At 57.3% G+C, this 12,386-nt stretch carries 11 protein-coding genes and 1 tRNA gene; 4 read left to right on the forward strand and 8 right to left on the reverse strand.

What is annotated here, in order from left to right:
- The first annotated feature begins 313 nt into the window (after positions 1-313).
- On the forward strand, positions 314-1,699 hold the full coding sequence (locus QE435_RS19340; RefSeq protein ID WP_349042367.1) for a glycosyl hydrolase family 28 protein: 1,386 nt from the start codon (positions 314-316) through the stop codon (positions 1,697-1,699).
- A gap of 336 nt (positions 1,700-2,035) precedes the next feature.
- Here QE435_RS19340 and QE435_RS19345 read toward each other — a convergent pair.
- From QE435_RS19345 to QE435_RS19360, 4 genes are all read right to left on the reverse strand, one after another.
- Positions 2,036-2,112: transfer RNA gene (locus QE435_RS19345), tRNA-Pro, on the reverse strand.
- Between the two features lie 152 nt (positions 2,113-2,264).
- Positions 2,265-2,414, reverse strand: coding sequence for a hypothetical protein (locus QE435_RS19350; RefSeq protein ID WP_111847855.1), 150 nt, complete (start codon positions 2,412-2,414; stop codon positions 2,265-2,267).
- A gap of 93 nt (positions 2,415-2,507) precedes the next feature.
- Positions 2,508-4,055, reverse strand: a complete 1,548-nt coding sequence (locus QE435_RS19355; protein WP_349042368.1) for an undecaprenyl-phosphate glucose phosphotransferase — start codon at positions 4,053-4,055, stop codon at positions 2,508-2,510.
- 287 nt (positions 4,056-4,342) lie between these two features.
- Positions 4,343-4,915: a polysaccharide biosynthesis/export family protein gene (locus tag QE435_RS19360; protein ID WP_349042369.1), complete on the reverse strand. Its 573-nt coding sequence runs from the start codon at positions 4,913-4,915 to the stop codon at positions 4,343-4,345.
- 216 nt (positions 4,916-5,131) lie between these two features.
- Here QE435_RS19360 and QE435_RS19365 point away from each other — a divergent pair, with 216 nt between their 5' ends.
- On the forward strand, positions 5,132-5,776 hold the full coding sequence (locus QE435_RS19365; protein ID WP_349042370.1) for a hypothetical protein: 645 nt from the start codon (positions 5,132-5,134) through the stop codon (positions 5,774-5,776).
- Between the two features lie 31 nt (positions 5,777-5,807).
- On the opposite strand, the gene QE435_RS19370 is transcribed toward QE435_RS19365, so the two are convergent.
- A complete protein-coding gene (locus QE435_RS19370; RefSeq protein ID WP_306932138.1) occupies positions 5,808-6,020 on the reverse strand; it encodes a DUF2842 domain-containing protein in 213 nt (70 codons plus the stop codon).
- Between the two features lie 173 nt (positions 6,021-6,193).
- Between QE435_RS19370 and QE435_RS19375 the strand changes: the two genes are divergently transcribed.
- Positions 6,194-7,312 carry a COX15/CtaA family protein gene (locus QE435_RS19375; protein WP_349042371.1) on the forward strand — a complete coding sequence of 373 codons (1,119 nt, stop codon included), beginning with the start codon at positions 6,194-6,196 and terminating at the stop codon, positions 7,310-7,312.
- Here QE435_RS19375 and QE435_RS19380 read toward each other — a convergent pair.
- From QE435_RS19380 to speB, 3 genes are all read right to left on the reverse strand, one after another.
- Entirely contained in the window at positions 7,302-8,180 is an 879-nt protein-coding gene (locus tag QE435_RS19380; protein WP_349042372.1) for an aminoglycoside phosphotransferase family protein, read from the reverse strand. The two genes, QE435_RS19375 and QE435_RS19380, sit on opposite strands and share 11 nt — an antisense overlap.
- A complete protein-coding gene (gene argC / locus QE435_RS19385) occupies positions 8,177-9,103 on the reverse strand; it encodes an N-acetyl-gamma-glutamyl-phosphate reductase (RefSeq protein ID WP_349042373.1) in 927 nt (308 codons plus the stop codon). Before argC ends, QE435_RS19380 begins: the two co-directional genes overlap by 4 nt.
- A gap of 71 nt (positions 9,104-9,174) precedes the next feature.
- Positions 9,175-10,128, reverse strand: a complete 954-nt coding sequence (speB, locus tag QE435_RS19390; protein ID WP_349042374.1) for an agmatinase — start codon at positions 10,126-10,128, stop codon at positions 9,175-9,177.
- A 276-nt stretch (positions 10,129-10,404) separates the two neighbouring features.
- On the opposite strand from speB, the gene QE435_RS19395 reads away from it, so the two are divergent.
- Positions 10,405-12,360: an acyltransferase family protein gene (locus tag QE435_RS19395; RefSeq protein ID WP_349042375.1), complete on the forward strand. Its 1,956-nt coding sequence runs from the start codon at positions 10,405-10,407 to the stop codon at positions 12,358-12,360.
- Positions 12,361-12,386: the final 26 nt, after the last annotated feature.

Raw genomic sequence — 12,386 nt, forward strand, 5'->3', positions numbered from 1 at the left:
CGGCTCGACCGTACCTTTGGGTATGCCCTTCGCCAATCGCCTTTGCCCTGACGAAAACCTGCTCCGGCAGAACGTTTCTATTTAACAAGGAAACGCTCTAGCCCGTATCGGCCTTCATCTGGCGCCTCGGCCGCTGATATGCGCCCGCATTTCGCCGAAGCACTTATGTCAGCCGAGAGGGACTATTCTACCAAATAATCCCTCTCGGAATGCCGGGTTAGACTTGCAGGTTTGACATCCGATCATAAAAATATGCGACGTGTTGTGACGCAACGATCCTCAACCCGGGGTGCTTGCCAAACAGGATTCGCCTATGACCAAGTATCAGATGCCCGCCTTGTGTTTCACTGCCTATTGCCTTGCTGTTGGGCTGGCCCTTGTAGTGACCTCGCCGGCTTATGCGGCGGTGAGCGGCGATCGCCGCACGGTATCGGAACCTACCTTACCCACCCAGCTCTGCGCCACGCTCTCACCTCAGCCAGCCGCGCAAAGCGCATCCGCGCAACAGGCGTGGGACACGCAGCGGCTTCAGGCGGCAATCGATGCATGCCCCGCAGGTCAGGTGGTCAAGCTGTCGGCTGGCACCGCTGGCGGTCGCTTCGTCAGCGGCCCGCTGACCATTCGTTCCGGCGTCACCCTCTGGCTCGACCGAGGCGTGGTGCTGGCCGCAGTCGCTGATCCTCACGCCTATGACCGAGGCAAAGGGACGTGCGGAACGATCGATACGAAAGGGCAGGGCTGTCGCCCCTTCATTCTGTTTGAAAAAACGCAAGGCGCAGCTTTGGTCGGTGATGGCCTTATCGACGGTCAGGGTGGCGCGCTTATGGCCGGCAGCAACGAGACTTGGTGGCAACTTGCGCGCCGCGCCCAAAGCCAAGGAGGCAAACAGAACAATCCTCGGCTAATCCAGGTTGATGACGGCGCTGACATCGTTTTCTACCGCGTGACGCTACGGAACGCGCCAAACTTCCACATCATGCTGAACGGTGTGAAGGGCGCCACACTCTGGGGCGTGCGGATCGACACACCTGCGGACGCGCGCAACACGGACGGTATCGATCCTGCCGGTTCGCAGGACGTGACCATCGCTCACAGCTTCATCCGTGGCGGGGACGACAACATCGCCATCAAGGGCGGAAGCGCTCCGACCCGTTACGTCTCGATTCTCGACAGTCACCTCTATTGGGGTCATGGCCTTTCGATCGGCAGTGAGACCGAATCGGGTGTGAGCGACATACTCGTCCAAAACGTCACCATCGACGGGGCGACGTCCGGATTGCGTATCAAAAGCGATATCAGTCGGGGCGGGCTCGTCAGCGCCATCCAATATGAGAATGTGTGCCTGCGCGGAAATCGTAACCCGATCGACTTTGATACCCGTTACGACAAACAGGCCCATGGCTCTGACATCCCGGTTTACCGTGACATTCTGCTGCGAAGTGTAACGGGCGAGACAGGGACGCTGGTCCTCCGCGGCTATGACGCCGCCCATCCGATCTCAGTGACGTTTGACGGTGTGCGTTTCGATCCGAACGTAAGCTGGCAGATCGAGAACGCCACCCTATCTGTTGGTCCGGGCGGCATCACACCTGCGCCACCCGTCAGCGCGCCGCCTGAAACATCAGCTTCGGCAACACCCGACAAAGCATTGCCGCCGGGTTGCGCGGGACGCTGGCTGGATTTCCCTTCAACAAACTGAAGCGCCAGCCCCTCGTACATTAGACGCCTGTCCTATCAGGCCAAGCCGACGAAAGACAGGATCATGCCAACGACAACGACTAGACCGACTATATAGATAATGCTGTTCATCTCTCTCTCCATCTCTTCCAAAGCACCCCAGCGATGCCTCATCTCGTTACGATGGACTAACACGTCGCCCTGCATGAGCGTTCCATTAGAAAATCCAAAAATGAGCATTTCAGTGGAAGGATGCGTGAAGAGAAAGAGCCAAACATGTCTCCATGCGAAGACGGTCAAATGGCTGATGCCAATGCTTTTCTCTAGAATGATCGAGGCTTGGGGAGAACCTCAAAAATGGTCGGAGCGACAGGACTTGAACCTGCGACCCCTTGACCCCCAGTCAAGTGCGCTACCGGGCTGCGCTACGCTCCGACACAAGAGACGCGTTTATATAGAAGGCGTCTCGCACGCAACCCTAAAAATAAAGTCCGCAGGACAAAAACGGAAAATGGCGTTGCGGAGGAGGCGCCGATATGCGCGAGGTAGCGCAGCAGGACAGTGTGCTGCGCCCCTCCCGAAGACGATCAGTTTTCCTGCACGGACACGCCGTTTGGTCCGATGTTCATTTCGATACCCTTAGGCTTCGACTCTTCGTGCCACACATAGATACCAAGAGCGGCGACGAGTACGACCAGCGCGCCAATGATGAAGTAGAGATTGTTAGACCGCGTCATTCGGATTTCCCCTGAAAATGAAGATTTACGGCGGGTCAACGCGGAAAATCCTGCCTGGTTCCACCGGGGAGGTGGTAATCGGCTACAGGTCCATCAATAGGCGTTTTCCGATTTTAGCAAACGGATCGGTGTCAGGAAGAGAATCTTGAGGTCGAGCCAAAGAGACCAGTTTTCAATATAGTAGAGATCAAACGCGGTGCGTTGCTTGATCTTGTCGCTGTTGTCGATCTCGCCGCGCCAACCGTTGATCTGCGCCCATCCGGTAACGCCCGGCTTAACCTTGTGGCGGGCGAAGTAGTGTTCCACGACTTCGGTATATTTCAAGTCGCCGGTCTGGGCATGAACGGCGTGGGGTCTGGGACCGACGAGAGACAGATCTCCTGCCAGCACGTTGAAGAGCTGAGGCAGTTCGTCCAGCGAGGATTTGCGTAGGAAACGGCCGACCGGCGTGACGCGCGGATCATTCTTGGTTACCGCTTTAACAGCACTGGGGTCGCTCATCTCCGTATACATCGAGCGAAACTTCCAGACATTAATCGTCTCGTTGTTGAAGCCGTGGCGTTTCTGCTTGAAGAACACCGGACCTTTGGAGGTCGCTTTGACGGCGATAGCGGCTCCGATCATCACGGGCCAGAGCAGGAGAAGGGCGATGACACTGAACAGGATATCGAACACCCGTTTCGCCACGCCGTCCCAATCCCGGATGGGCTTGTCCACCACGTCGAGCATCGGCACGCTGCCGTCGCGCGAATAGGAGCGGGGCCGGAAACGCAATTTGTTGGCATGGGCCGCGATGCGGATATCGACAGGCAGCACCCAGAGCGTTCGAAGAAGTTCCATGATGCGCGCTTCCGCGCTAGTGGGAAGCGCGATGATCAGCATGTCGAGCTTCGTCATGCGGGCAAACTCGACCAGTTCGGCAAAGGTGCCAAGCTTCGGATAGCCAGCGACGATCTCTGGTGAGCGGGCACCTGTGCGATCGTCGAAGATGCCGCATATCCGGATGTCGTTATCGTGCTGCTCCAGAGAGCGTATCAAGTCTCTTGCCGCCTGGCCGCCGCCAACGATGACCGCTCGGCGCTCCATCACACCGTTGCGGCCCCAGTGACGAATGACGAGACCGACGATCGATCTTTCCAGAAGAAGAAAGGCTGACCCCGCCGCAACCCACCAAGCAAAGCCAGCCCAGGAGTATCCATCCTCGTTTAACAGCATATGCATCGCACCGGCTGTCACGCCACATGCGGTGAGAAACGAACCCACGATGCGCGCCGCCATCGCCAAAGGGCGACGTAGCGAGGGAAGCTGGTAGGTATCGGTGATCTGAAGCAGAAGGGCGGTGAGACCCGCGTTGAAGAGACAGGCGACGACGAGCGCCAAATGAGCGCTCCAGCTGCCGGAGATCTCCATGCCATTGAGAGCAATCGAGATGATCGAAAGGCCGACGAACTCGAAGACCCGCAACTGACCGATGACCATATTCGGTGAGTGGCTGGTATCGCGAAGTTGATTGGCGATCTGTCGGGCGAAGGGATTGAGGGTTGGTTTACCGCCGTCACCGTTTCCTGCTGCTTTTTGAGAGAGCTGCAACCGCACGACATCGAGATCGGAGTTGCGTCCGTCTCTTTCTTGATCGCCCATGGACTTATCCCACCATCATTATGAGATATGGATAAGCTACAGATACTAAAAGAAGCGTTGACGATTTCCATATGAAAATCGCTTTGCGCACTCGGTTTGACTGTAGCGCCCAAAAGAATTGTCAGGCTGCTGCAGCAGTAATGGGGGCGGGATACGCAATACCAGTTTACCCGCAACTATAGACAGAAGCTTAAGGCTGCCCGATCGGCGCCCGCTGCTTTTGCCGCTGAACTTGAAATTCTGGCTTTAGCTATGATGAAGCCAGAGAGCGCTGTGACGCAATGTCGTCAAAAGAAACGTTCCCGCACATAGATGGTGTCGCCGGCCAGGACGGGTGCTGAGATCAGCACGCGTCCGGTTTTGACATCGGCATTGAGCTTGCGCGTCACATCGACATCGCGCTGATTTGCGCGTGACGTGAAGCCACCCGCAACGGCTATGGCGTTTTGTATCGTCATGCCCGGTACGTAGGAGTACTGTCCGGGTCTGCCCACTTCACCCATGACGAAGACCGGGCGATAGCGATCGACCTCGATGCTGACGTCTGGATTGCGGAGATAGCCTTTGCGAAGCTGCGCTGCGAGCGCTGCTTCGACTTGTTTGGCTGTTCTGCCGCGTGCGGGTATTTGTCCAACGAGAGGAAAGGCGATGTAACCAGCTTGGTCGACAGTATAGGTGTTTGTGAGGCCGGTTTGGTCGAAAACGGTGACGCGCAACCTGTCGCCGCTATCCAGGCGATAGGGCTGCAAGGCGGCTGCATTGATGGCCGAGGGCGCCGGTTGATACGCAGCGCAACCACCAAGCGTCATTGTGGCAGCAAGGGCAAAAGCCGATATCAAACGTGGGATGGCGAAATTCATTCGCAATCAGGCTCCGGGACATTTCTTGACCCCAGTTATCCGTTCGTCATGGTTAATTCCCGGTAAAGAAAACTTTCTTTGGAGGAATTTCGCTTAAGCGCATCATGATGCCCGCGTGCTGCTTAAGGTTAACGCTTGTGTTACCGCAGAAAGGTTAGAAAGGAAGAATGGTGGCGGCGCTGCTGAAGCTGCCAGCGATGAGGAAAAGAAGACGCCATGAGCGCGAGCGACAATGTGACCGAACCCCAGGATGATCTTAATCCTCCATCTGCCGAGGCGGGTCTTCCGATAGCTTACGTCGCTGACCTTCTCGTCATGCCAGGTGCCAAGCCCGTTGCCGTTGTCGCGTCCCCCAGTGGGACCGATGGATCGACGGCCACCGTTATGCTGGCAAGAGCGATCGCCGAATTGGCGCGATCCGTGGTGCTTGTGGACATGACGGCGACAGGTGCGCCGTCGCGGCTGATGGTAACGGACGAAACGCTGCCGGGTATTATGGACCTGTTAACGGGCGATGCAGCCTTCGGCGAGACCATCCATCGCGACCGGCTCTCTACCGCGCATATCGTCCCGCAGGGCGTGGGCTCAGGACACCGCGTCAGCGGTGTCCGCGACCGGCTTTTGATGGTGCTTGGGGCATTGTCGGGAAGTTACGACACCGTGCTGCTTGAGTTCGGCGCAGCCGATCCAACCGAGATTTCCCGCATCCTCAAATATATCGATGCGGATATCGTTCTTTCTGTTCCGGATGGTGACCCGGTTGTCCTCCGCGAAGCGGAGACATCGTTCCGCGCAAGCGGTCACAGCCAGATCATTCCGATGGTATTGGCAGCGAGAAGCGTCTCGGGTCGCACAGCTTAGGCCTGAAAGATCTGCTCGTCAGCGCAAGCGCCTATTTCTGCCGTTTCGGGCCAGCCATCCATTTGATGATCAACATTGCCGGCAAAACCCACAGCAGGCCGGACAGCACAAAGTAGCCGAGGTGAATCCACCAGGGAGAATTGGCAAGCGTTGCGGAAGCGAAGGCCGTCGCAACAACTGCGTATGTCACGACCAGCATAATGATGACGATGGTGCCGATGAATGATCTGAGGCGGGGATGCATGGCTGGATGTCTCGTCCGTCGCTGACTCGTAAGACCCCTGTATAACAGCGCTACTTGAAAACGGAATCGTTTTCACGAGCTGCATGACCGCGACCCGATGCCGCAAAGGCCAACCCCTTGTTTTGCCCATCCGGTTAAGGCAAACCAATGTTAGGAATTGTGGAGTGTCAAGAATGCGATCCGATACGGTGGCGAGGGCGGATGCCTCTGTCGAAAAACGGGTGAAAACCGCTTTGCAGGCGCAGGAAAGCAACCGAAAGCTCTTGCGGAACTGGCTGCGTGTCGTGCTCTTCACGCTGTTCTGTCTGGTACTCGTGGGGGGGGCCACCCGTCTGACCGAATCGGGTCTGTCGATCACGGAATGGAAGCCGATCCACGGCGTCATCCCGCCCTTGACCGTCGCCGAGTGGGAAGAGGAATTCCAGCTTTACAAGCGCATCCCGCAATATCAAGAGATCAATCGCGGCATGTCGCTGGACGAGTTCAAGACCATCTTCTGGTGGGAATGGGCGCATCGTCTGTTGGCGCGGACCATCGGACTGATTTTTGCCCTGCCGCTTGCCTATTTCTGGCTGACCGGACGGATCGAGAAGCGATTGCGTCTGCCGCTTGTCGGTCTTCTTGCGCTCGGCGGTTTTCAGGGCTTCGTCGGTTGGTGGATGGTCTCATCCGGTCTCGTCAATCGTACCGATGTGTCTCAATACCGGCTCGCGACCCACTTGACGATTGCCTGCCTGATCTTCGCGGGCTGCATGTGGATATTGCGCGGCCTTTCCTTTCATTCTCCAGAAGCGTCGCACGAGCGCGAGGGCAGGGGATTTGCTGCCCTCCTGGCGGTACTCTGTCTTTTCCAGATCTATCTCGGCGCGCTGGTCGCCGGCCTCAATGCCGGCCTCTCCTACAACACCTGGCCGCTGATGGACGGCTCTCTGATTCCGGGCGATCTTTTCATCCAGCAGCCCTGGTGGATCAACCTCTTTGAGAACCCGAAGACGGTGCAATTCGTCCACCGAATGGGTGCCTACACGCTCTTTGCCGCCACGCTCTGGCACATGCTGAGCCTCTGCCGCAGGCTGCCGAACACACCACATGCGAGGCGTTCCGTGCTGTTCTTTGTCCTGGTCTGTGTGCAGGCGAGCCTCGGCATCACCACGCTTCTCACCCATGTGGATATCCATGTGGCGCTCGCCCATCAGGGCATGGCGCTGATCGTCCTTGGTTTCGCCATCGCCCACTGGCGTGGCTTCATCGGGGAGTATCCTACGCCGGTGACGATAGAAGTCAGGGACTGAGATCGCTGCTCAGTAAGCCGCGCGCAACGGTGAGGAAGGCGAGGCGCTCCAAAGCGTTCTCATTCTCATCCAGCACATCACCATCCTCAAGGGACCAGCAGATCGATACTCCCGCATGGGCAATGGCGTAGCGCAGGATTTTTTCTTTCGAGCAGTTGAGCGTTTCTGAAAAAACCTCACAGAGCCTTTTTATCCGTTGCGGATCGAGGATGTCCGGTAGCGCATTCAGCGGATTGCCGAAGATATTCGCGACCTCGTAGGCGGGATCACCGAGAAGCCCCTGGGGATCGATTGCCAGCCAACCGCGGGGTCCGCCCGTCACGATGTTGTCGTGATGCAGGTCTCCATGAAGCGGTTTTACAGTCTCCTGACGAGCGAGCAGTTCCCGAATTACTTTGGCACTATACCGCAGAGGCTCGCGCAGGCGTTCATGGCTTTCCGTCTCGGCGCGGGCAAAGAGAGAGCGGAAATGCTGGTCCAACGTTGTGAGCCCACCGGGAGATCCTGCCGTCGGCGCGTGGAGCTTCTGGAGAACCTTGCGGATGATCGCATTCGTGGCGTCCTCTCCATGCTCAAGACGGTAAGTGCGAAGTGTCAGATCACCCGCATCCTCCAGCAGGCATTCCGTATCGTTCTTCTGCAAGAGGCGCACAGCACCTTGGCCCTGCCGCCACTCCAGGAAGGTCATGCCGGGACGCTCGCCCATTCCCTGCGGCTTCAATCGCTTCAAGATCGCTGACGACCCATCCGTCAACGTCACACGGTGGACAATGCTGCTCGCTGTATCGGCAAGAAAAAAGACGGAGGAAATGCTCCACCGCCTTTTGATCTCATCCGGAATGTCGGACGTGACGATGCTCTCGCTCATGCAGACAGCATCAGTTCCATGTTCTGAACGGCCGCACCCGAAGCGCCCTTGCCGAGATTATCGAGAACCGCGACGAGGTTGATGTGCTCTGCATTGCCGAAGACGTAGAGCTTCATAATATCCTGATTGGCGAGTTCTTCTGCATCGATACGCGCGATCGACTTGTTCTCTTGCAGAGGCACGACCTTGACGATGTCCTGCCCGGCATAATGCTGGGTAAGGGCGGCGTGAACCGTTTCCACAGTCGTACCATCCTTGAGTTGGGCGGCAAACAGCGGAACCTGAACGATCATGCCCTGCGGGAAGCGACCGACCGATGGCGAAAAGAGCGGAGCGCGATCCAGAAGCCCGTGGTTCTTCATTTCCGGCACGTGCTTGTGCTTCAGGGTCAGCCCGTAGAGGAAGTTGTTGGCGCTGATCGCATCCTCCCGGCTTTGATCTTCCATCTGCGCGATCATCTGCTTGCCGCCGCCGGTATAGCCCGAAACAGCGTTGACGCTGACGGGATAGCCGTCCGGCAGGATGCCTGCGGCACGCAAGGGACGGATGAGGCCGATGGCGCCGGTAGGGTAGCAGCCGGGATTGGCAACGAAGCGGGCAGAGCGCACCTTCTCAGCCTGATCCCTATCCATTTCGGCAAAGCCATAGGCCCAGTCCGGGTGGATACGGAAAGCGGTCGAGGTATCGATGATCCGAACCTTTTTGTTGCCGGAAACCATGGAAACAGCTTCCTTGGACGCATCATCCGGCAGGCAGAGGATCGAGATATCGGCGCTGTTGAGCATATCCTCGCGCATAGACGCGTTACGGCGCTCGGCTTCGGGAATGGACAGCAGCTCGATATCGCGGCGGTCGGCCAAGCGCGTGCGGATCTGCAAGCCCGTCGTGCCGTGTTCGCCATCGATGAAGATTTTCGCTGCCATGTCCTTAACCTTACATTTACAATATGTTGTCGGAGTTTTCAGACTCGATTTGTTAGCCCGCGGGATGCATATCAGGTTGATATCGCAAGCCGCTCGGCGCGCAGCCCCAGCATATACATCGCAACCGTTGCCCCGGCAATGGCGGTGATGTCCGCGTGGTCATAGGCGGGCGCCACCTCCACCACATCGGAACCGCGAATGTCGAGCTCGCCAAGGCCGCGCAGGACAGAAAGAATTTTCGCGCTCGATGGTCCACCCGCAACCGGTGTGCCGGTACCGGGCGCAAAGGCCGGATCGAGGCAATCGATGTCAAAAGTCAGATAGGCCGGGAGACCGCCCGTATGCTTGACGATCAGTGAGGCGATGTCGCTAGCGCGCATCTCCTCGACCTCGTAGCCATACAGGATCTTGATGCCGCAATCTTCCGGCGCATGCGTGCGAATGCCGATCTGGATCGAACGATCCGGATCGATCAGCCCATCACGCATGGCCCGGACGACGAAAGAGCCATGATCGATGCGCTTACCGTCATCGAACCAGGTATCCTGGTGTGCGTCGAACTGAATCAGCGCCAAAGGACCGTGTTTCGCCACATGCGCTTTCAGAAGCGGCCAAGTGATGAAGTGATCGCCACCGAGCGTCAGGAGATAGTCGCTGTCGGCGATGATCTTGCGCGCTTCCTGTTCGATGGTCTCCGGCGTCTGCCAATGATTGCCGTAGTCGAGCAAGCAATCGCCGTAGTCGATCGTCGGCATAGTCTCGAAAAGATCGCGGCCAAACGGATACTGTGGATCGTTGTCGAAAATGGCCGAGGCGCGACGGATCGCCTGCGGCCCGAAACGAGCGCCAGGGCGATTGGATGTGGCCGCATCAAAGGGAATGCCCCAGACCACGGTCGAAGCGCCTTCCAGGTTCTTGCTATATCGACGACGCATGAAGGAGAGCACGCCCGCATGTGTCGGATCGCTGGCCGCCGAGGTAAGAGACGGTGCAGTGAAGGCGTGATCGATCGTCTTTTTAGCCATTGCTCATCTTTCCGTGAAAATCTCAAGAATAGTCAATATCGCATTAAACTGTTCGGGATAAGGTGGCCTCGTGGTAAACACCTCGTAAAGAATAAATCGGAAAGTATATCTGGCAGCTTGGCCGTGGTGTTCGGGTCCTTCCGTCTCCGGCATTTCCAGTACAGCCATGCATATTGGCCGATCATCCCGGCGCGCCGGGGATGATCGGAACTGCACATGGCTCTGTGGCAGCCGGGTTTGGAAGCCTAGCTATAAGCAACGTTACATGTGGTTTTTATGAACTATCGACCCGAAATTGACGGTTTGCGCGCCCTGGGATTACTGGCCGTCATTTTTGCCCATGCCGGATTTGCCGCCTTTGACGGCGGCTATATCGGTGTTGATATCTTCTTCGTCATCAGCGGCTATCTGATCACCAAGGTAATCCTGCACGAATATGCGAAAGGGCGTTTTTCGATAGGTCGTTTCTATGCGCGCCGGGTGCGCCGCATTCTTCCAGCACTCTTCTTCGTCCTGCTCTGTACTATACCCTTTGCCTGGATGTGGCTGCTGCCGGACGCCTATGAGCAGTTTTCCAAGAGCCTGATGGCGGCAACGCTTTCACTTTCCAACATCTACTTCCTGCGAAATACCAGCTACTTTTCCCCACAGACGGCAGAAGTCCCGCTGATCCATACATGGAGCCTCGGTCTTGAGGAGCAGTTCTACCTGCTTTTTCCGCTGCTCTTTCTGTTCCGGCTGAAGATCAGGACGATCTTCTCCATTGTGCTTGCCCTTGCCTTGAGCAGCCTGCTCTTGAGCGAAGCCGGCTCGCGCTTTTTTCCCGTCGCCAATTACTACCTGTTGCCGACCCGGGTCTGGGAGATTCTTCTCGGCTCGATCTGTGCATTCCAGGTCTTTGGCAAAGACCGGCGCATAAGCGATGTTCTGGCGGCAGCGGGCCTGTCCCTCGTCATTCTGTCGATCTTTCTGTTCGATCCTTCGCTCAATATTCCCTCGCTGGTGGCTCTGCTCCCCACGGGAGGCACAGCTCTGATTTTGCTGTTTGCCTCGCAGACCAGCATCATCGGGCGCATCCTCGCCCTGTCTCCTTTGGTGTGGCTCGGCAGGATCAGTTTCAGTGCCTATCTCTGGCATCAACTCGTCTTTGCGTTCTGGCGCATTCGCAGCCCCGAACCGCCATCGACGATCGTCATGTGCGGATTAATCGGTCTCGTTCTGCTGCTCTCGGCTTTGAGCTGGTACTTCGTCGAACAGCCATGTCGCGGGCACCGCGTTCGCTTTGCCAAAATTGCTTGGACGGCTTGCGCACTTGCTGTAGGGCTGGTTGGTTTTGGCGCTTGGGGCGACGTGAAAGAGGGGCTGCCATCCAGGCTTCCGAGCAATGTAAGGGAGTTTGTCGGGCGCACCACATGGAACGACAACTGTCTCTTCCAGAAGGAAGACGGGCTTCCGGCGCTTCCCAGTATGGAATGCATGTTCAATATTAGCAGCGGCCGGACGATTGCGGTCTGGGGCGATTCCATCGGAGCGTCGATTTCTCCGGCCTTGCAGGAGGAATTCAAGCGCCGGAACATCGGTCTGGTACAACTCACCCATGGCTTCTGCGCACCGATCCTTGGGGTCTCTGTCGCAAGAGACGAGGGTGCTGCCAATTGCGAGGAATTCAACAGGCGCGCATTGGATTATCTTGCTGCCAGCAATGTCGAAACTGTTATTCTGTCGGCCTCCTGGAGCAGTTTCCTGGCTGCGCCTTACATGCAGATCGACGGCGTAGAATACCCAAATGAGGCGATCCCGCTTCAAGCCGTTTCGGACAATCTTCGTGAGACGGTTCAGCGGCTGGAGGCGACCGGCAAACAAGTCGTGATCATTTATCCGGGCCCGCGCTTCGAAAAGCCGCTGGTGGACGTAATGGCCCTGCGTATGCTGCAAGGCGATCCTGCGCCGAGCTTTGAGCTTTCGAAAGCAGATCTTGAGGTGAATACCAGTCGCGCCTATCGGGTCCTGAATTCAGGTCTGCCTGAGGACGTCAGCAAGGTGCTGCCGGAGCAACTTTTCTGCGATCCTACCTCAAAGGGAGGATGCTACTTCGGCTTGGAGGGCGTTGCCTATATTGCCGATCGCGGGCACTATACCCGGGCCGGGGCCGAACGAATTGCCGCCGCGGTTGCGGATGAGCTTTTCGGTGCTGACGGAATAACGGGATCCATACCCTTGCCGCTCAACTGAGCATGTCTGGCCAACTGTGGAGCGTT

Origin of the sequence: Agrobacterium sp. SORGH_AS 787, assembly GCF_030819035.1 — a bacterium.
In the GTDB taxonomy this organism is placed as follows: Bacteria; Pseudomonadota; Alphaproteobacteria; order Rhizobiales; family Rhizobiaceae; genus Agrobacterium; species Agrobacterium larrymoorei_B.